This window comes from Pseudomonas sp. RtIB026, assembly GCF_016861355.2.
GTDB lineage: Bacteria > Pseudomonadota > Gammaproteobacteria > Pseudomonadales > Pseudomonadaceae > Aquipseudomonas > Aquipseudomonas peradeniyensis.
The window spans coordinates 4257966-4275307 of record NZ_AP023348.2; the positions used below are offsets into that span (position 1 = coordinate 4257966).

Sequence of the window (17342 nt, forward strand, 5' to 3'; positions counted from 1 at the left end):
GCTTTGGCGGCTGTCTACCGCCCGCGATTGGCGCATAATCGGATTTTCGTTCGAGAAGTGACTGCGCGGCGATCAGGCAAGGCGAAAACAGGCGAGGAACGGTCGGAGTCGCGCTCGACTTTGCTGGTTGCAAATGAGCATTCCGAGCCTGTTTTCAACGCAGCATGGTCGTCGCGCAGGCGCTTATCGGACGAAAATTAGATCTTGCCGACCAGGTCCAGGGACGGAGCGAGAGTGGCTTCGCCTTCTTTCCACTTGGCCGGGCAGACTTCACCTGGGTGGGCGGCAACGTACTGGGCAGCCTTGACCTTGCGCAGCAGTTCGCTGGCGTCACGGCCTACACCGCCGTCGTTGATTTCGACGATCTTGATCTGACCTTCCGGGTTGATCACGAAGGTACCGCGATCGGCCAGGCCGGCTTCTTCGATCAGCACGTCGAAGTTGCGCGAGATGACGTGGGTCGGGTCACCGATCAGCGGGTACTTGATCTTGCCGATGGTGTCCGAGGTGTCGTGCCAGGCTTTGTGGGTGAAGTGGGTGTCGGTGGACACACCGTAGATTTCCACGCCCAGCTTCTGGAACTCGGCGTAGTTGTCAGCAAGGTCACCCAGTTCGGTCGGGCAGACGAAGGTGAAGTCGGCCGGGTAGAAGAACACGACGGACCACTTGCCTTTCAGGTCGGCTTCGCTGACCTGGACGAATTCGCCATTGTGGAAAGCAGTGGCGTTGAACGGTTTGACCTGGCTGTTGATGATTGGCATGAGAGACGCTCCTTCATGGGTTGAATTCGGTTGACGGAGAGAATCCTAACCGCTGGTCCCCTCGAAGGCTCATTGGCAAAGCTCATGCTGGTGATTGGTTTTGGCTATAAGGCGGGATTATTAATAGAAGGGATTGGGCTGAGCAAAGGATTGCGCCGGCCGTGCTGACCTCTTCGCGGGTAAACCCGCTCCCACAGGTTCCATGCATACCTTTGTGGGAGCGGGTTTACCCGCGAATAGGCCCCGACAATTAGCGGGTGACGGTGCGCATGGTCACGAACTCTTCGGCGGCGGTCGGGTGCACGCCGATGGTCTCGTCGAACTGCTGCTTGGTCGCCCCGGCCTTCAAGGCGATCCCCAGGCCCTGGATGATCTCGCCGGCATCCGGCCCGACCATGTGGCAGCCCAGCACCTTGTCGGTGTCGGCATCGACCACCAGCTTCATCAGGGTCTTTTCCTGGATATCGGTCAGGGTCAGCTTCATCGCCCGGAAGCGGCTCTCGAAGATCTGCACCTTGTGCCCGGCGGCCAGCGCCTGCTCCTCGGTCAGGCCCACGGTGCCGATTGGCGGCTGGCTGAACACTGCGGTCGGAATGTTCTGGTAGTCGACCGTGCGGTACTGCTCGGGCTTGAACAGGCGGCGGGCCACGGCCATGCCTTCGGCCAGCGCCACCGGGGTCAGTTGCACGCGGCCGATCACGTCGCCGATGGCCAGGATCGACGGGGCGGTGGTCTGGTACTGCTGGTCCACGCGAATGTAACCGCGCTCGTCCAGCTCCACGCCGGTGTTCTCCAGGCCCAGGTTGTCCAGCATCGGCCGACGGCCGGTGGCGTAGAACACGCAATCGGCGACCAGCTCGCGACCATCCTTGAGGGTGGCCTTGAGGCTGCCGTCCGCAAGCTTGTCGATACGCTGGATGTCGGCGTTGAATTGCAGGTCCATGCCGCGTTTTTCCAGTTCTTCCTTCAGGTGCGTGCGCACCGAGCCGTCGAAACCGCGCAGGAACAGATCGCCCCGATACAGCAGCGTGGTGTCGGCGCCCAGGCCCTGGAAGATCCCGGCGAACTCCACGGCGATGTAACCACCGCCCACCACCAGCACGCGTCGCGGCAGTTGCTTGAGGTAGAACGCCTCGTTGGACGTGATGGCCAGTTCCTTGCCCGGAATGTCCGGCACCTGCGGCCAGCCGCCGGTAGCGATGAGGATGTTGGCGGCACTGTAGCGCTGGCCCTCGACCTCCACCTCATTGGCGCCGGTGATGCGGGCGTGGCCCTGCAACAGGGTGACGCCGCTGTTGACCAGCAAGTTGCGGTAGATGCCGTTGAGGCGCTCGATCTCGCGGTTCTTGTTGGCGATCAGCGTGCCCCAGTCGAAGTGGCCCTCTTCCAGGGTCCAGCCGAAACCTGCAGCCTGTTCCAGTTCGTCGGCGACATGGGCGCCGTACACCAGCAGTTTCTTCGGTACGCAGCCGACATTGACGCAGGTGCCGCCGAGGTAGCGGCTCTCGGCCACCGCCACTTTTGCGCCGAAACCCGCAGCAAAACGCGCCGCGCGCACACCGCCGGAACCGGCGCCAATCACGAACAGATCAAAATCGTAAGCCATGTATTCAGTCTCCTGGGCAGGCGCCCAGCATAGCGCCGTTGGCCGCCGCAAACAAAAAAGCCACCCGAAGGTGGCTTTTTACAACGCCGGGGACTCAGTAAGCCTTGCCGGTCTTGTAGAAGTTCTCGAAGCAGAAGTTGGTCGCCTCGATGTAGCCTTCGGCGCCACCGCAGTCGAAACGCTTGCCCTTGAACTTGTAGGCGATGACGCAGCCGTCCTGGGCCTGCTTCATCAGGGCGTCGGTGATCTGGATTTCACCGCCCTTGCCCGGCTCGGTTTCTTCGATCAGCTTGAAGATGTCCGGGGTCATGATGTAGCGACCGATGATCGCCAGGTTCGACGGTGCATCTTCAGGCTTTGGCTTCTCGACCATGTTGCGTACGCGGTACAGGTCGTCACCAATCAGGTCACCGGCGATCACGCCGTACTTGCTGGTTTCCTGAGGGTCGACTTCCATGATCGCCACGATGGTGCAGCGGTACTGCTTGTACAGCTTGACCATCTGCTTGAGTACGCCGTCACCTTCGAGGTTGACGCACAGGTCGTCGGCCAGCACCACGGCGAACGGCTCGTCGCCGATCAGCGGACGACCGGTGAGGATCGCGTGACCCAGGCCTTTCATCTCGGTCTGGCGGGTGTAGGAGAACGAGCACTCGTCGAGCAGACGACGGATGCCGACCAGGTATTTCTCCTTGTCGGTACCCTTGATCTGGTTTTCCAGCTCGTAGCTGATGTCGAAGTGGTCTTCCAGGGCACGCTTGCCACGGCCGGTGACGATGGAGATCTCGTTGAGGCCGGCGTCCAGCGCTTCTTCAACGCCATACTGGATCAGTGGCTTGTTGACCACCGGCAGCATTTCCTTGGGCATGGCTTTGGTAGCGGGCAGGAAGCGGGTGCCGTAACCGGCTGCCGGGAACAAGCATTTCTTGATCATATACGTCCTTAACAAGGGCTTTGCGTACGAAATTCGGCGCAGTCTAATCAGGCGGCGGTCACCTTACAATGCCCCCCGCGCTGGCCGATGCCATCATAGAGACATTCCAGTGTAGATAGTTCCGCCAGGCCGTGAATTTCAGGCGACCGGCGACATCATCGCTTGGCGGGCCCGCCCCCACGATCATCCCTTGCTGGGCGTGGGAGCGGGCTTGCCCCGCGAGGGTTTCAGCTCAACCGCCGATCCCCTGCCCGATCAACACGCCATCAACTTTCTGCCCGTACAGGTTGACCCCGTCGTTGGCATGGAACTTCAGCCGGGTCTTCTCGATCGAGCCTTCGACCAGCCGCGGATCCTGCGGCCGCTCATGGCGGTTGATCCACGCCGCCACGTCCCACGCCTGCTGGTCGCTCAGGCTGCCGGGCTTGCCCAGTGGCATGTTGTATTTGATGAACGACGCCGCGGTATTGATCCGGTGCATGCCGGCGCCCCAGTTATAGGAATCCTTGCCCCACAGCGGCGGCATCACGTACTCCCCGGCCACCTTCTGCCCTTCGCCATTGCCGCCGTGGCAGATCGCGCATTGCTCGTCGTACACCTGCTTGCCGCGCTTGAAGTCGTAACCGCCTTCGGGCTTGGGCACTTCCGGGTAGCCACGACCGGCGATCTCCACACCGGTCGGCGCCTGGGTCGACAGCCAGTAGGCGTAAACGCTCAAGGCGGTCATCTGCGGGCTGTCGGCCGCCGGCGGCTTGCCGTTCATGCTGAAGGTAAAGCAGCCCTGGATACGCTCGGCGAAGGTGTTGACCTTGTCGTTCTTCTTGCGATACGCCGGATACATCGGGTACGCCCCCCACAGCGGCGCGGAATGCGCCAGGCGCCCCTGGTCGAGGTGGCAGTTGCTGCAGTTCAAGCCGTTGCCGACCGCTTCGGGCATCAGCCGGCGGGTATCGACAAACAGGGCGTGGCCTTCACGAATCATCTTGCCAAAGGCGTTGTCCGGGATCGCGCTTTCCGCAGGCGGCACGAACTGCGGGGCAGCCTGCACACCCGGGACCTTGAGCTGGGACTGGTCTTCCATGGCGATGGGCGCGGCCTGGGCAGTGCCCATCGCCACCAGCAGCAGGGTTGGCATCAGGACTTTCATGGCTTGACCTCCTGGCTGGCCGGTTGGGCGAAATAGTCGGCAACCGCCTTGACCTCGGCGTCGGTCATTGCCTTGGCCACGTTGACCATCAACTGGTTGGGGTCGTTGCTGCGGCTGCCATCGCGCCAGGCATTGAGTTGCGCCACCAGATAAGCGGCGGGTTGTCCGGCCAGTGGCGGGAAGTGCTCACCGACGCCACTGCCGCCCGGGCCGTGGCACTGCACGCAACCGGGGATCAACCGGCTCCAGTCGCCATAGATGGCCAGGCGGGTCACCGGATCGTTGGCGATCTGCTGGCGGCGCGTGTCCGCCGCGGCATCGGCCGGCAGCTTGGCCAGGTAGGCGCTGACCGCTTCGATCTCGGCATCGTCCAGGGCCTTGGCCAACGGTTCCATCACCGCCTGCTTGCGGCTGCCGTTACGAAAGTCATGCAATTGCTTGCTGAGATAGCCGGCAGGCAAGCCGGCAAGACGGGGAAAACCGGCGGCGGCGATACCCTTGCCGTCCGGACCATGGCAGCCCAGGCAGGCCATGGCGGCGGGGTTCTGCCCGCCCTGGTTGAAGATTTTCTGGCCATCGGCAGCGTGCGCCGAGGGCCAGGCCAAGATCAGCAGGCTGCCGATCACGACATGGCTCAGGGGTTTCATCACGGAGGCTCCATTTCCTTGTTATAAGCTTAGGCTTAAACGATATAAGCCCAGAAATACTAGGCCTATTCCCCGACGTGCGACAACGTGTCACCGGGAAGGAAAGTGGCAAACCGCCAGCTAATTGCCGATTAACTGAGCTGGATCAAGAACCGGAGATGCACTGGGTCGCCGAGGTGCGCACATCACCCAGGCGCAGCGGGAAGTTGTTCAACCGCTCGTACACCTTGATCGCGCTGCCACTGCCGCGCTTGTCGATATCGAGCAGCGCCGCAGGGCCGACGCCGGCCGACACCTTCTGCGGCACGGTCAGGCGCAAGCCATCGCCACGCACCTCTTCCTGCAAGGGATCACGCGTATCGGCCAGCTTGCGCTTGACGCAGTCGGCATACTCGCGCGGCGTCTTGCCGGAGATCACATCCAGCGTCGCGTGGGACTGCTCGAGCTCCGTCACGCTGACACAGCCACCCAACGTCAGCGCCACCGCTGCTGCTACCCATTTCATCTACATCGTCTCCAGCTTCTTCAAAGTCATCCTCTGACCACATCCAGGCGGTTTTGCTCCCACGTCTGGCAGAAATCTCCTTGGCTTGGCCAGCCCGGGCGCAAGTGTAACCTCACATCGTGGTATCTTTCGCGTTTGCTGAACCAATCCTTGCGGAGCACCCCATGAAATTCGTACACCAGCGCGAGCACCTGAACGAGGACGACATCGTCGTCATCGAGTGCTCCCAGCGCTGCAACATCCGCCTGATGAACGACGCCAACTTCCGCAGCTTCAAGAATGGCGGGCGCCACACCTACCACGGTGGTCACTTCGAGCGCTTCCCGGCGAAGATCACCGTGCCCAGCACCGGTTTCTGGAACATCACCATCGATACCGTGACCACTCGCCCGATCTCGGTGACGCGCAAGCCGGCCCTCAGCCACAAGATCAAGATCATCCGTCGCTCGTCGTCGAAACTCGGATAACACTCGGATAGCCGCATGACCCAGACCATCAAGTACGTGATCAAGTACAAGCTCGACGGTGAACGCCGCTGGGACTTCGCCCTGATGCCCGATGCCTCCCTCGAGCAGGCGCAGCAAGCCCTGCGCAAGATCCACGGCGACGACGCCGACAAGATCAGCGACATTCAGGTCAGCAAGGCCTTGTAACCACGCCGCACGCCCCGCACTCAAGGAGTCGCCCATGAGCCCCTGGCAAGACCGCCGCATCCTCGACCTGCTGGGTATCGAGTTGCCCATTCTCCAGGCGCCCATGGCCGGCGCCAGCGGTTCGGCCATGGCCATTGCCGTGGGCAACGCCGGTGGCCTGGGCGCCCTGCCCTGCGCCATGCTCACCGCCGAACAGGTGCGCGGCGAGATCGAGGCCTTTCGTGCCGCCTGCCAGGGCCCGCTCAACCTGAACTTCTTCTGTCACCAGCCGCCGGCGCCCGACCCCGAGCGCGACGCCCGCTGGAAGCAGGCGCTCAAGCCCTATTACGAGGAAGTCGGCGCGGACTTCGAGGCGCCAACGCCGGTGTCCAATCGTGCGCCCTTCGACGAACAGAGCTGCCGGCTGGTGGAGGAACTGCGCCCAGAGGTGATCAGCTTCCACTTCGGTCTGCCGACGCCCGAGCTGCTGCGGCGAGTCAAGGCGAGCGGGGCCAAGGTGCTGTCCAGCGCCACCACGGTGGAGGAAGCACTGTGGCTGGAGCAGCACGGCTGCGACGCGATCATCGCCATGGGCTACGAGGCCGGCGGCCATCGCGGCATGTTCCTCGGCAGCGACATCACCAGCCAGATCGGCACCTTCGCCCTGGTGCCCCAGGTGGTCGATGCGGTGCAGGTGCCGGTGATCGCGGCGGGCGGTGTCGGCGATCATCGCGGTCTGGTCGCCGCCCTGGCCCTGGGCGCTTCGGCGGTACAGGTGGGCACCGCCTACCTGTTCTGCCCCGAGGCCAAGGTGTCCCCGGCGCACCGCCACGCCCTGGACAGCGCGCCCGCCAGCGATACCGCCCTGACCAACCTGTTCACCGGTCGTCCGGCCCGCGGCATCAACAACCGCCTGATGCGCGAACTGGGGCCGATGAGTCCCCTCGCCCCACGCTTCCCGCTGGCCGGCGGCGCGCTGATGCCACTGCGGGCGATCACCGATCCACAGGGCAACGCCGACTTCAGCAACCTGTGGTCGGGACAGGCGCTGCGCCTCGGGCGGCATATGCCGGCGGGCGACCTGACTCGGGCCATTGCCGGGCAGACAACAAAAAGCTGACCCATAGATCAGGAAATATTCGGACACCCTCTTCCCGACGGATGGCGTATCGCTATATAGTTCAAGCCATAACGATAACCCGCCGTCCCTAGGAGCCGTTTGCATGCGTATTCGCCTGTCCCACCTGGCCTTCAGTGCCCTGGCCACCCTGATCACCGTCAATGCCGCCCAGGCCGATGAAGTCCAGGTCGCTGTAGCGGCCAACTTTACAGCGCCGATCCAGGCCATCGCCAAGGACTTCGAAAAGGACACCGGCCACAAGCTGGTCGCCGCCTACGGCGCCACCGGCCAGTTCTACGCACAGATCAAGAACGGCGCACCGTTCGAAGTGTTCCTCGCCGCCGACGACAGCACCCCTGCCAAGCTCGAGCAGGAAAAAGAGATCGTCGCGGGCTCGCGCTTCACCTACGCCATCGGCACCCTGGCGCTGTGGTCGGCCAAGCCGGGCTACGTCGACGCCAAGGGCGAAGTGCTGAAGAAGAACGAATACAAGCACCTGTCCATCGCCAACCCCAAGGCCGCTCCCTACGGCCTGGCCGCCACCCAGGTGCTGGACAAGCTGAAGCTGACCGAGGCCACCAAGGCGAAGATCGTCGAAGGCCAGAACATCACCCAAGCCTTCCAGTTCGTGTCCACCGGCAATGCCGAGCTGGGCTTCGTCGCCCTGTCGCAGATCTACAAGGACGGCAAGGTCAGCGAAGGCTCCGCCTGGATCGTGCCCGCCGAGTTGCATGAGCCGATCCGCCAGGACGCGGTGATCCTCAACAAAGGCAAGGACAACCCGGCCGCCAAGGCCCTGGTCGACTACCTCAAGGGTCCTAAGGCCGCCGCGGTGATCAAGTCCTACGGCTATGAGCTCTGATGCCGCTCGACGCCAGTGACCTGGGCGCGATCTGGCTGACCATCAAGCTGGCCAGCCTGACCACCGCCATCCTCCTGGTGCTGGGCACGCCCATCGCCTGGTGGCTGGCGCGCACCCGCTCCTGGCTGCGCGGGCCGATCGGCGCGGTGGTGGCCCTGCCCCTGGTGCTGCCACCGACGGTGATCGGCTTCTACCTGCTGTTGGCCCTTGGCCCTCATGGCTGGATCGGCCAGGCCACCCAGGCCATGGGCCTGGGCAGCGTGGTGTTCAGCTTCACCGGGCTGGTGATCGGCTCGGTGGTGTACTCCATGCCCTTCGTGGTGCAGCCGTTGCAGAATGCCTTCGGCGCCATCGGCCAGCGCCCGCTGGAGGTAGCCGCCACCCTGCGCGCCAGCCCCTGGGACACCTTCATCCACGTGGTGCTGCCACTGGCGCGCCCCGGCTTCGTCACCGCCAGCATCCTCGGCTTCGCCCACACCGTGGGCGAGTTCGGCGTGGTGCTGATGATCGGCGGCAATATTCCCGACAAGACCCGCGTGGTCTCGGTGCAGATCTTCGATCACGTCGAGGCCATGGAATACAGCCAGGCGCACTGGCTGGCCGGGGCCATGCTGGTATTCTCGTTCCTGGTGCTGCTGATGCTCTATGCAGGCCGCCGTGGCAAGGCTGGCTGGAGCTGACATGAGTGCATCGATACAGGCGCGCCTGAAACTGGCGCGCGACGACTTCACCCTGGACGTCGACCTGAACCTGCCCGGACGCGGCATCAGCGCCCTGTTCGGCCACTCCGGCTCGGGCAAGACCTCGTGCCTGCGCTGCCTGGCCGGCCTGGAGCGAGCCGCCAGCGCCTACATCGAGGTCAATGGCGAGGTCTGGGAAGACAGCGCGCGCGGGCATTTCACCCCGCCGCACCAGCGCCCGGTCGGCTACGTGTTCCAGGAAGCCAGCCTGTTCCCGCACCTGTCGGTGCGCGGCAATCTCGAGTTCGGCTGGCGTCGCATCGCCCCCGAGGCGCGCAAGATCAGCCAGGAACAGGCCTGCCAGCTGCTGGGCATCGGCCACCTGCTGGCGCGCAAGCCGGCGACCCTGTCCGGTGGCGAGGCGCAGCGGGTCGGCATCGCCCGGGCACTGCTCAGCAGCCCACGGCTGTTGCTGATGGACGAACCGCTGGCCGCGCTCGACAGCGCGCGCAAGCGCGAGATCCTGCCGTACCTGGAGCGCCTGCACGACGAACTGGATATCCCGCTGATCTACGTCAGCCATGCCCAGGACGAAGTGGCGCGCCTGGCCGACCACCTGGTCCTGCTCGAACAGGGCAAGGCCGTGGCCAGCGGGCCGATCGGCCAGACCCTGGCGCGCCTCGACCTGCCCCTGGCCCAGGGCGAAGATGCCGGCGTGGTGCTCGAAGGCGTGGTGGTGGGCCACGACCCGCATTACCAGCTGTTCGAACTGCGCCTGCCCGGCGGTGACGGCCAGTGCTTGCGCATCGCCCACCCCGGGCTGCACATGGGCAGCACCCTGCGCCTCAAGGTACAAGCCCGGGATGTCAGCCTGGCACTGACCGCAGACAGCGCCTCGAGCATCCTCAACCGCCTGCCGGTGCGGGTCCGCGAGTGCCGCCCGGCGGACAACCCGGCCCATGTGCTGGTCAGCCTGGATGCCGCCGGCAACGCCCTGCTGGCGCGCATCACCCGCTATTCGGCGGACCAGCTCGCGGTGCAGCCGGGCCAGATGCTGTGGGCGCAGATCAAGTCGGTGGCGCTGCTGGGTTGAGCAATGCAGCAACGGACGCTGTCCATTGCAGCAACAGTGCCCTTGATGGACCGCGCCCATGTCCGACTGCCCGCTGCCTGCCGCCCTGCACTACGTCGATGACAGCCAGCCCGGCCTGACCCGGCGGCGCTGGCGCGATGGTTTTCAGTATTTCGACGCCGGCAACCAGCGGGTACGCGATACCGACACCCTGGCGCGCATCGCCGCCCTGGTGATCCCGCCGGCCTACACCGATGTATGGATCTGCGCCGACCCGCAGGGGCACCTGCAGGCCACCGGACGGGATGCCCGGGGGCGCAAGCAGTACCGCTACCACGCGCAATGGCGCGAGCTGCGCGACCAGCACAAGTACGGACGCATGCTGGCCTTCGCCGAAACGCTGCCAAGGCTGCGCAAGCAACTGGACAGGTACCTTGCCTGCCCGGGGCTGGGCCGGGAGAAGGTCATGGCGCTGGTGATCAGCCTGCTCGACAGCACGCTGATCCGCATCGGCAACCGCCAGTACCTGCGTGACAACCGCTCCTACGGGCTGACCACGCTCAATACCCGCCATGTGCAGGTCAAGGGCAGCCGAATCCGCTTCCAGTTCCGCGGCAAGCGCGGGGTCGAGCACAACGTCACCCTGACCGACCGGCGTCTGGCCGGGCTGGTCAAGCGCTGCATGGAGCTGCCCGGCCAGGCCTTGTTCCAGTATCTGGACGACCAGGGCCAGCGCCATGGCATCGGCTCGACCGAGGTCAACCAGTTCCTCCAGCAACTGACCGGCGCCGATTTCACCGCCAAGGACTACCGCACCTGGGCCGGCAGCAGCCTGGCCCTGAGCCTGCTACGGCCACTGGCCTGGGAGCCGGATAGCGAAGCGCGGCGCCAGGTCGCCGACACCGTCCGCCAGGTGGCGGCGCGCCTGGGCAACACACCCGCGGTGTGCCGGCGCTGCTACATCCATCCCGCGGTTCTCGAACACTTCCAGCTCGGACGCCTGGCGGACCTGCCCCGCGCACGGGCGCGCAAGGGCCTGGAACTCGAGGAAGTGTCGCTGCTGCGCTTCCTCCAGGCCCTGCAGGGCCAGAACGATCATTGAGCCCCACTATTTAGTTCATCGAGCAGAGAAATTTCCCATATGGCGCCAAGCACCCTATCCTTGCCACCGAGCACCTTGGCCAGTGGAATGCGTAGCACCCCCACTGGCACCTGCAACTAAAGATCGATAACAGAATTTGTCTGTCGGGGAATTACTATCCGCCGAAAGCGTCTTTAATGAGAAGGAAGAGGGACAGGCTCCCACCGCAGACCATCAGGCTCGGCGGTTTTCTACATCACCAAGGAGAACTACATGCTGATACTCACACGCAAGGTTGGCGAAAGCATCGTCATCGACGACGACATCAAAGTCACCATTCTGGGCGTCAAGGGGATGCAGGTGAGGATCGGTATCGATGCACCGAAGGATGTCCAGGTGCACCGTGAAGAGATCTACAAGCGGATCCAGGCCGGCAGCCCGGCGCCGGAAAAGAGCAACGACGAGTAATCCCAAGCCAACGCATCATGCCGCACGGATGCGCCTGATCGATTGCCCGCCCATGCGGGGAGCCTCTCCCGAACCTCAGGTGCCGAGCAGCTCGCGCACCGTGGCGATCATTCGGTCCATGTCGAATGGCTTGTCGAACACCGCCGCGAACCTTCCGGGGCAGGCCCGACCCTGGCTGGCCTGGGCACCGCTCATGAGAATCACCGGCAAGTCCGCCAGCTGCAGCTCTTCACGAATTGCGTTGAGCAACTCCTCGCCATTGAGCACCGGCATCATGTAGTCGGTGATCACCAGGTCCACGCGTTTTTCTTTCAGGGCCTCCAGGGCCTTGCGCCCATTGCTGGCCTTTTCCACCAGGTAGCCCTCGTCCTCCAGGGCGAAACCCAGGATATCGGCGATCAGGTACTCGTCATCGACGATCAGGATGCTGTTCATCCCATCAGCGGTCTCCTGGCGTTGTCGCCGAGCCGCTGAGCACGCCGCTGGCGCCATCGAACGCCCGCGCCAGGCTGATGCCCTTCGGTCCCAGGCTCAACGCCTGCAGGGCCGGATCGTGGTCGCTGTCGCGCACCTTGATGATCGACAGGGCACGGTGCAGTTGTGCATCAAGCTCGGCGAAGCGCATGAGAATCAGGTTGTCGACGATGCTCGACAGGTCCGGGGCCGGCGCGGTGATTTCCGAACCGAAGATGTCGCGCATCTCCCAGGTCAGCAGCACCGTGACGCCGCGGGCGCGCAGCTCGCCGGTCAGCGCGCGGAAGAACGCGTTCAGGCGGGCGGGCTCCAGCGCCAGGCGGCCAAAGGCGCCCAGGCTGTCGATCACCACGCGCCGCGCACCCAATGCCTCGACCTGCGCCAGCAGACGGGCGCCGAGCTGGTCCAGCAGGCCTTCGGTGGTCGGCTGCCAGCTCAGTTGCACCGCCCCCTCGCGCTCCAGCGCCGGCAGCTCAAAGCCCAGTGCGGACGCCTTCAAGCGCAGCCGCGCCGGCGTCTCGTAGAAACCGAAATGCAGGCCCGGCGCGGCCTTCGTCGAAGCGGCGAGAAACGCGATGCCCAAGGCCGTCTTGCCCACACCGGAGGGTCCCATCAGCAGGCTCACCGAGGCCTCGGCCAGCCCGCCACCGAGCATGCCGTCCAGGTCGGCGACCCCGGTGGCGACCCGCGCCAGGGTTTGCGCATCCTGCTGGCTGGGCCGGCTGTAGAGCGCTTCGAGGCGCGGATAGACCTGCAACCCCGACTCATCGATCTGGCATTCGTGGCGCCCGGATAGCGCGCTGCTGCCGCGGGTCTTGCGCAGCTGGACATGCCGCACCGCGGTACTGCCGACCAAGTGCTCGCCCAGCTCGATCACGCCATCGACCATGGTGTGCTCGGGGCTGCCCTCCTCCAGCCGGGCACTGGTCAGCAACAGCACCGTGCAACCGGCGAACGCCGCATGCCCCTGCAGCTCGGAGACGAACTTCTTGGTGTCCAGGCTGGTTTCCGCCCGCGAGCGTGCGTTGAGCAGGCCATCGACGACCAGCAAGGTGGCCTGCTGCCGGGCAATCTCCTGGCGCAACAGCCTGACCACCGCATCCAGGCCATCCTGCTCCAGGGTGTCGAAGGCGCTGACGAACTGGATGCTGTCACCGACCAGCGCCGGGTCGAAGAAACTCAGCGTCGACAGGTACTGGAACAGGCGCTCATGGGACTCGCTGAGCAGGGTCGCCACCAGCACCCGGCCACCGTCGCGCACATGGTTGCAGGCCAGCTGGTTGGCGAGGATGGTCTTGCCCGAGCCCGGGTGCCCCTGGACGATGTAGGAGGCACCGACCACCAGCCCGCCCTTGAGCAGCGCATCGAGCCCTTCGATGCCGGTGGCCAGTCGCTTGAGTTGCTCGACCATGGTCGTCTATCCCTCGCTCGCAGGCGTATCGTCGCCCGTTCGGGCGGGCAGGTACAGGCTCATGCAGGTGCCTTCGCCAGGGCGGCTGGACACGCTGATCGCGCCCTCACTCTGGCGGGCGAAACCATAGGCCTGGCTCAGCCCAAGGCCGGTGCCCTTGCCGAAGGCCTTGGTGGTGAAGAACGGCTCGAAGATGCGCGGCAACACCTGAGGGTCGATGCCCTGCCCGTCATCGCGCACATCGAAGCGCACGAAGTGCCCATGCAGCCCCTCCACCTCGCCGGCCAGGCGAACCCTTTCGACTGCCAGGTGGATTTGCCCGGTCGCCGCGATGGCGTCGCGGGCGTTGAACACCAGGTTGAGCAGGACCATCTGCAACTGCCCGGCGTCCACCTCGATCAGCGGCAGGTCCGGCTGCACCTGCGGCAGCAGTTCGATGTCCCTGGGCAGCGCGTGCTCCGCCAGCCCGCAGGTGGTGTCGACCATCTGGGCCGGGGCGATGCGGGTGATGCTCAGTTGCCGATGCCGGGCAAAACTGAGCAGTTGCTGGGTCAGTTGGGTACCGCGCTCGCCGGCATCAAGAATATGCTCGAGCAGGCGTCGTACCCGTGCCGGGTCCTGGCTGCCAGAGGCCAGCCGGGCAGAGCTGAGGATGATGGTCAGCAGATTGTTGAAGTCATGGGCCAGGCCGCCGGTCAACTGCCCCAGGGCCTCGAGCTTCTGCGCCTGGAACAGCTGCGCACGCATGGCGTCCAGTTGCAGGGCGGACTCGCGGCGGTCGGTGATGTCGCGGGTGACCTTGGCCAGGCCGATGACCTCGCCAGTTTCGTCACGGATCACATCCAGCGCCGCCAGCGCCCAGAACTGCGTACCGTCCTTGCGCACGCGCCAGCCCTCGTCCTGCACCTTGCCCTCTTCCAAGGCCTGGTGCAGCAGCTGTTGCGGACGGCCTTCGGCACGGTCCTGGTCAGTAAAGAACAACGAGAAATGCCGGCCGATCACCTCGTCGGCGCGATAACCCTTGATCCGCTGCGCACCCGCGTTCCACGACACCACATGGCCGGTCGGATCGAGCATGTAGATGGCGTAGTCCACCACTGCCTGGACCAACTGCTCGTAGCGCGCTTCGGGCATCACCGAATGGGTGGGGCGGTCTGTCGACACCATGCAAGCTCCACAAGCACCGCGAAAGGACATATTGAGCGTAGTCAAAAGTCCCGCCGACACAGCCCTTCAGGCGACGATCGTCAGTGCTCGCGCTCCACCACCGTCGGCACCAGCCGGCGCGGCATCGCCACCTTCAACAGCCACAACCCCAGCAGCAGGATCGACGCCCCGCCGCCCAATGCCAGCACGCGCTGTGGTTCTGGGTGCTCCTGATCGAGCCCGAGCATCAGCAGGTAGCCGCCCAGGCTCATGAAACCGGCGTACAAGAATGCCGCCAGCAGGCAGACAAGCAGGAACAGCAGACGCCAGAACAGCTTCGGGCGCACACGCCGGATTGCCTCTGGGTCGGGGGAACGCGATGACATGGCGATACAACCCGTTGGATCCAATGCCTGGACAGTGGCGTAATGGCGGCATCCTGTCAATTGACCTATAGTGGTCGCGCCCCGATTTCACAAGGAAGCGACATGACTTCGAACCTTCGCATGCAAGGGCTGCAGGACGACCTGGTGCGCAGCGCCGGCGAACTCGACCAACTGTGCCAGGCCCTGGACGGCCATGCGCGGTTCCTGCGCCATTCGATCCACCAGGCCGATGCCCAGGCCATGGACGGGCATGTCGATGACCTGCACCACTCGGCCTGCGAGATGCGTGAAATCGCCCGTAGCATCAGGCCCTGAACCCTGTGGCCGGTTGACGCTCCTATAACAATGGGTTATAAAGCGCGCCTGATTGCCTTGGCCCTGCTGCTATGAAGCATGCCGGTCAATCGTGCGAGTGTGGTGGAATTGGTATACACAGCAGACTTAAAATCTGTCGGCGTGAGCCTTGCGGGTTCGAGTCCCGCCACTCGCACCATCTTCTGTCGATCGAGGCGCCCTTGCGGCGCCTTTTTCATGCCCGCCGGAAAACCGCCGCGCAGCTGCTAGAGTGGAACCTGTCACTGTCCACTGGAGCGCCGCCATGCGCTATAGCTTGCTCGACGGTCAACGCGACGTCATCCTGCTGCTCGCCCGCATCCTGCTGATGATCCTGTTCGTGCTCTCTGGCTGGAGCAAACTGAGCGGTTTCGAAGGCACGGTCGGCTACATGACCTCTCTCGGCGCGCCCGCGCCCATGCTGGCGGCGGCCGTTGCCGTGATCATGGAGCTGCTGGTCGGCATCCTGCTGATCCTGGGCTTCTACACCCGTCCGCTGGCCCTGCTGTTCGCCCTGTTCGTGCTGGGCACCGCGCTGCTCGGGCACCCGTTCTGGAACATGGTCGAGCCCGAGCGCAGCGCCAACATGACCCAGTTCCTGAAGAACCTCGCCATTGTCGGCGGGTTGCTGCTGCTGGCCCTCACCGGCGCCGGGCGCTTCTCCCTCGACCGTCGCTGAACGCGACTGCGGTGATTTCAATCATCGCAGTCGTCGTGCCAGGCCGGATGGTCATCTTCATCATCGAAGTCGTCGAGTGACTCTTCGTCCTCCTCGACTTCGTCCAGCGCCCCGTAGGCGTCCGCCTCGGGGTCGAAGTCTTCGTGGAATTCAGGGTCGAGCAGGTGGTCGTGCTCGGGTTCGGGCAGATCGTCTTCGTCGTGCATCGCAGGCTCCGGTAACAACGGCACGCCTGTATAGGCGCATCGACGCGGGCGGTCAATCCTCGCGGCGCTTAACCCCGGCTTAACCGACAAGGCGCATGGTGCAGGCTCTCCCTTCAAAAACGTTCTTTGCCCGCCGCCCTGGCGGGCTTTTTTTGCCCGGCCCTCCCCCGCACCACTGAACCGCCCGCCATTTCAGCGCTCGCATGGGTGCAGGATCTTTTCCATCAAGGAGCTTTCCCCATGGCCGTGAATATCGACCACCTGATCATTACCACCCCGGTGCCCAAATCCGCTACCAACCCTGTGGCCCTGGAGGTCACCGGCGCCCAGGCCCTCGCCAGCCTGCCCCAGGTTGTGAGCCGGCTGAGCAGTGGCGCAGTGCGCATGAGCGCCCCGACCAAGGGCGCATCGAGCAAGAGTACCCATCGAACCCGCTGCGAGTGGAAGGAGGCCACCTATTGGGCCATGAGCAGCGCCAGCCGACATTTCAGCCACCAGCGCATGGTGCTGGAGCAGGTCAACTCGGCACAGAAGGTGGTGATCGCGCAGCTGCATGTGAAAGACGACGACAGCCCGGCGATCAAGGTGTTCTGGAACAAGGGCAAGATCACCCTCGGCTTTCGCCGGGACTTCAACCAGACGACGCCAGCCAACAGCACCCTTCTCGTCGATGTGCCCCTGGGCACACCCTTCGACATCACCCTCGAAGTCACTGCGGCCAGGGTCGCGACGGTGACCGCTGCCTGCAACGGCCGCAGCGGCGACTCCGGCCTGCTGCAGATGACCTCGGGTTGGAAGGACCACACCTTCAACTTCCATGGCGGCGTCTACAACCAGGTGGACTTCAGCGATGACACCCCATCCACAGACGCATCTGTCTGCGTGATCAGCCAGCTGGAGCTGCTGCACCGTTAGAGGCTCGGGAGCCGTTGCCGGGGAGCGTTCGCCAGACTTATGAAAAACTCGGTAACGTTTACTGCACGATTACCCGGATGGCCTTCACGAAATTCTGACAAACGCCCAGGCAGACTGACCTGGCTTCGATACGTTCTGTTCAACCCGCCTGATTGGCGGGTTTTCTTTTTTGTGCTTCCCGCTTGCACGAAAGCTGCGCCAATTGACAACATTTTCACGTCTGCCGTGCCAAGGTGATGACTCATCCGTGAAACACTTGGCCCGCCCTCCCCAGCGG

General features: G+C 64.3%; 22 protein-coding genes and 1 tRNA gene. 12 read left to right on the forward strand and 11 right to left on the reverse strand.

The features are described 5' to 3' along the window. Nucleotides 1-197: 197 nt before the first annotated feature. From ahpC to PRtIB026_RS18900, 6 genes are all read right to left on the reverse strand, one after another. Nucleotides 198-761 (reverse strand): alkyl hydroperoxide reductase subunit C, encoded by a 564-nt coding sequence (gene ahpC / locus PRtIB026_RS18875; protein WP_008090543.1) that lies wholly within the window; start codon nucleotides 759-761, stop codon nucleotides 198-200. Between the two features lie 250 nt (nucleotides 762-1011). Continuing rightward, nucleotides 1012-2367: a glutathione-disulfide reductase gene (gene gorA, locus PRtIB026_RS18880; RefSeq protein ID WP_203652310.1), complete on the reverse strand. Its 1356-nt coding sequence runs from the start codon at nucleotides 2365-2367 to the stop codon at nucleotides 1012-1014. A 94-nt stretch (nucleotides 2368-2461) separates the two neighbouring features. Further along, nucleotides 2462-3301 (reverse strand): UTP--glucose-1-phosphate uridylyltransferase GalU, encoded by an 840-nt coding sequence (gene galU, locus PRtIB026_RS18885; RefSeq protein WP_010223914.1) that lies wholly within the window; start codon nucleotides 3299-3301, stop codon nucleotides 2462-2464. Between the two features lie 232 nt (nucleotides 3302-3533). Then, nucleotides 3534-4448, reverse strand: a complete 915-nt coding sequence (locus PRtIB026_RS18890) for a c-type cytochrome (protein ID WP_203652309.1) — start codon at nucleotides 4446-4448, stop codon at nucleotides 3534-3536. Further along, a complete protein-coding gene (locus PRtIB026_RS18895) occupies nucleotides 4445-5095 on the reverse strand; it encodes a c-type cytochrome (RefSeq protein WP_203652308.1) in 651 nt (216 codons plus the stop codon). Before PRtIB026_RS18895 ends, PRtIB026_RS18890 begins: the two co-directional genes overlap by 4 nt. 145 nt (nucleotides 5096-5240) lie before the next feature. Beyond that, nucleotides 5241-5600 (reverse strand): hypothetical protein, encoded by a 360-nt coding sequence (locus PRtIB026_RS18900; RefSeq protein ID WP_050706248.1) that lies wholly within the window; start codon nucleotides 5598-5600, stop codon nucleotides 5241-5243. A gap of 164 nt (nucleotides 5601-5764) precedes the next feature. Between PRtIB026_RS18900 and PRtIB026_RS18905 the strand changes: the two genes are divergently transcribed. The 8 genes from PRtIB026_RS18905 (at nucleotide 5765) to csrA (ending at nucleotide 11515) form a co-directional block, all read left to right on the forward strand. After that, on the forward strand, nucleotides 5765-6067 hold the full coding sequence (locus PRtIB026_RS18905; RefSeq protein WP_050706249.1) for a DUF1883 domain-containing protein: 303 nt from the start codon (nucleotides 5765-5767) through the stop codon (nucleotides 6065-6067). Nucleotides 6068-6082: 15 nt separating this feature from the next. After that, nucleotides 6083-6253 (forward strand): hypothetical protein, encoded by a 171-nt coding sequence (locus PRtIB026_RS18910; RefSeq protein WP_203652307.1) that lies wholly within the window; start codon nucleotides 6083-6085, stop codon nucleotides 6251-6253. Between the two features lie 34 nt (nucleotides 6254-6287). Beyond that, complete coding sequence (locus PRtIB026_RS18915) at nucleotides 6288-7352, forward strand: NAD(P)H-dependent flavin oxidoreductase (protein ID WP_203652306.1); 1065 nt, start codon at nucleotides 6288-6290, stop codon at nucleotides 7350-7352. Between the two features lie 103 nt (nucleotides 7353-7455). Then, nucleotides 7456-8214: a molybdate ABC transporter substrate-binding protein gene (gene modA, locus PRtIB026_RS18920; RefSeq protein ID WP_203652305.1), complete on the forward strand. Its 759-nt coding sequence runs from the start codon at nucleotides 7456-7458 to the stop codon at nucleotides 8212-8214. After that, entirely contained in the window at nucleotides 8214-8894 is a 681-nt protein-coding gene (gene modB / locus PRtIB026_RS18925) for a molybdate ABC transporter permease subunit (protein WP_203652304.1), read from the forward strand. Before modA ends, modB begins: the two co-directional genes overlap by 1 nt. 1 nt (nucleotide 8895) lies before the next feature. Beyond that, nucleotides 8896-9987: a molybdenum ABC transporter ATP-binding protein gene (gene modC / locus PRtIB026_RS18930; protein ID WP_203652303.1), complete on the forward strand. Its 1092-nt coding sequence runs from the start codon at nucleotides 8896-8898 to the stop codon at nucleotides 9985-9987. A 58-nt stretch (nucleotides 9988-10045) separates the two neighbouring features. Further along, on the forward strand, nucleotides 10046-11068 hold the full coding sequence (locus PRtIB026_RS18935; RefSeq protein ID WP_203652302.1) for a DNA topoisomerase IB: 1023 nt from the start codon (nucleotides 10046-10048) through the stop codon (nucleotides 11066-11068). 252 nt (nucleotides 11069-11320) lie between these two features. Continuing rightward, nucleotides 11321-11515, forward strand: coding sequence for a carbon storage regulator CsrA (gene csrA, locus PRtIB026_RS18940; protein WP_023628788.1), 195 nt, complete (start codon nucleotides 11321-11323; stop codon nucleotides 11513-11515). Between the two features lie 75 nt (nucleotides 11516-11590). Here the strand turns inward: csrA and PRtIB026_RS18945 are convergent, their stop codons facing one another. The 4 genes from PRtIB026_RS18945 to PRtIB026_RS18960 all read right to left on the reverse strand — a co-directional run bounded on the left by PRtIB026_RS18945 (nucleotide 11591) and on the right by PRtIB026_RS18960 (nucleotide 14932). Then, nucleotides 11591-11950, reverse strand: coding sequence for a response regulator (locus PRtIB026_RS18945; protein WP_203652301.1), 360 nt, complete (start codon nucleotides 11948-11950; stop codon nucleotides 11591-11593). Nucleotides 11951-11954: 4 nt separating this feature from the next. Then, the gene (locus PRtIB026_RS18950; RefSeq protein ID WP_203652300.1) at nucleotides 11955-13400 is read right to left on the reverse strand and encodes an ATPase domain-containing protein; all 1446 of its coding nucleotides are present in this window, start codon (nucleotides 13398-13400) and stop codon (nucleotides 11955-11957) included. A gap of 6 nt (nucleotides 13401-13406) precedes the next feature. After that, entirely contained in the window at nucleotides 13407-14567 is a 1161-nt protein-coding gene (locus tag PRtIB026_RS18955; RefSeq protein ID WP_203652299.1) for a two-component system sensor histidine kinase NtrB, read from the reverse strand. A gap of 80 nt (nucleotides 14568-14647) precedes the next feature. Continuing rightward, complete coding sequence (locus PRtIB026_RS18960; protein ID WP_203652298.1) at nucleotides 14648-14932, reverse strand: hypothetical protein; 285 nt, start codon at nucleotides 14930-14932, stop codon at nucleotides 14648-14650. 102 nt (nucleotides 14933-15034) lie between these two features. Between PRtIB026_RS18960 and PRtIB026_RS18965 the strand changes: the two genes are divergently transcribed. The 3 genes from PRtIB026_RS18965 (at nucleotide 15035) to PRtIB026_RS18975 (ending at nucleotide 15944) form a co-directional block, all read left to right on the forward strand. Next, nucleotides 15035-15247: a hypothetical protein gene (locus tag PRtIB026_RS18965; RefSeq protein WP_203652297.1), complete on the forward strand. Its 213-nt coding sequence runs from the start codon at nucleotides 15035-15037 to the stop codon at nucleotides 15245-15247. Between the two features lie 93 nt (nucleotides 15248-15340). Further along, nucleotides 15341-15425 (forward strand) — tRNA-Leu (locus tag PRtIB026_RS18970). A 105-nt stretch (nucleotides 15426-15530) separates the two neighbouring features. Beyond that, on the forward strand, nucleotides 15531-15944 hold the full coding sequence (locus PRtIB026_RS18975; RefSeq protein ID WP_028692439.1) for a DoxX family protein: 414 nt from the start codon (nucleotides 15531-15533) through the stop codon (nucleotides 15942-15944). A 17-nt stretch (nucleotides 15945-15961) separates the two neighbouring features. Here PRtIB026_RS18975 and PRtIB026_RS18980 read toward each other — a convergent pair whose 3' ends face one another. Beyond that, a complete protein-coding gene (locus PRtIB026_RS18980) occupies nucleotides 15962-16150 on the reverse strand; it encodes a hypothetical protein (RefSeq protein ID WP_050706261.1) in 189 nt (62 codons plus the stop codon). Between the two features lie 240 nt (nucleotides 16151-16390). Here PRtIB026_RS18980 and PRtIB026_RS18985 point away from each other — a divergent pair, with 240 nt between their 5' ends. After that, nucleotides 16391-17065, forward strand: coding sequence for a polysaccharide lyase family 7 protein (locus tag PRtIB026_RS18985; RefSeq protein WP_203652296.1), 675 nt, complete (start codon nucleotides 16391-16393; stop codon nucleotides 17063-17065). Nucleotides 17066-17342 lie beyond the last annotated feature (277 nt).

Excerpts from the sequence above, each read along its gene's own strand:
- ahpC (WP_008090543.1), bottom strand. The coding sequence starts at position 761 with ATGCCAATCATCAACAGCCAGGTCAAACCGTTCAACGCCACTGCTTTC.
- gorA (WP_203652310.1), bottom strand. The coding sequence starts at position 2,367 with ATGGCTTACGATTTTGATCTGTTCGTGATTGGCGCCGGTTCCGGCGGT.
- galU (WP_010223914.1), bottom strand. The coding sequence starts at position 3,301 with ATGATCAAGAAATGCTTGTTCCCGGCAGCCGGTTACGGCACCCGCTTC.
- PRtIB026_RS18890 (WP_203652309.1), bottom strand. The coding sequence starts at position 4,448 with ATGAAAGTCCTGATGCCAACCCTGCTGCTGGTGGCGATGGGCACTGCC.
- PRtIB026_RS18895 (WP_203652308.1), bottom strand. The coding sequence starts at position 5,095 with ATGAAACCCCTGAGCCATGTCGTGATCGGCAGCCTGCTGATCTTGGCC.
- PRtIB026_RS18900 (WP_050706248.1), bottom strand. The coding sequence starts at position 5,600 with ATGAAATGGGTAGCAGCAGCGGTGGCGCTGACGTTGGGTGGCTGTGTC.
- PRtIB026_RS18905 (WP_050706249.1), top strand. The coding sequence starts at position 5,765 with ATGAAATTCGTACACCAGCGCGAGCACCTGAACGAGGACGACATCGTC.
- PRtIB026_RS18910 (WP_203652307.1), top strand. The coding sequence starts at position 6,083 with ATGACCCAGACCATCAAGTACGTGATCAAGTACAAGCTCGACGGTGAA.
- PRtIB026_RS18915 (WP_203652306.1), top strand. The coding sequence starts at position 6,288 with ATGAGCCCCTGGCAAGACCGCCGCATCCTCGACCTGCTGGGTATCGAG.
- modA (WP_203652305.1), top strand. The coding sequence starts at position 7,456 with ATGCGTATTCGCCTGTCCCACCTGGCCTTCAGTGCCCTGGCCACCCTG.
- modB (WP_203652304.1), top strand. The coding sequence starts at position 8,214 with ATGCCGCTCGACGCCAGTGACCTGGGCGCGATCTGGCTGACCATCAAG.
- modC (WP_203652303.1), top strand. The coding sequence starts at position 8,896 with ATGAGTGCATCGATACAGGCGCGCCTGAAACTGGCGCGCGACGACTTC.
- PRtIB026_RS18935 (WP_203652302.1), top strand. The coding sequence starts at position 10,046 with ATGTCCGACTGCCCGCTGCCTGCCGCCCTGCACTACGTCGATGACAGC.
- csrA (WP_023628788.1), top strand. The coding sequence starts at position 11,321 with ATGCTGATACTCACACGCAAGGTTGGCGAAAGCATCGTCATCGACGAC.
- PRtIB026_RS18945 (WP_203652301.1), bottom strand. The coding sequence starts at position 11,950 with ATGAACAGCATCCTGATCGTCGATGACGAGTACCTGATCGCCGATATC.
- PRtIB026_RS18950 (WP_203652300.1), bottom strand. The coding sequence starts at position 13,400 with ATGGTCGAGCAACTCAAGCGACTGGCCACCGGCATCGAAGGGCTCGAT.
- PRtIB026_RS18955 (WP_203652299.1), bottom strand. The coding sequence starts at position 14,567 with ATGGTGTCGACAGACCGCCCCACCCATTCGGTGATGCCCGAAGCGCGC.
- PRtIB026_RS18960 (WP_203652298.1), bottom strand. The coding sequence starts at position 14,932 with ATGTCATCGCGTTCCCCCGACCCAGAGGCAATCCGGCGTGTGCGCCCG.
- PRtIB026_RS18965 (WP_203652297.1), top strand. The coding sequence starts at position 15,035 with ATGACTTCGAACCTTCGCATGCAAGGGCTGCAGGACGACCTGGTGCGC.
- PRtIB026_RS18975 (WP_028692439.1), top strand. The coding sequence starts at position 15,531 with ATGCGCTATAGCTTGCTCGACGGTCAACGCGACGTCATCCTGCTGCTC.
- PRtIB026_RS18980 (WP_050706261.1), bottom strand. The coding sequence starts at position 16,150 with ATGCACGACGAAGACGATCTGCCCGAACCCGAGCACGACCACCTGCTC.
- PRtIB026_RS18985 (WP_203652296.1), top strand. The coding sequence starts at position 16,391 with ATGGCCGTGAATATCGACCACCTGATCATTACCACCCCGGTGCCCAAA.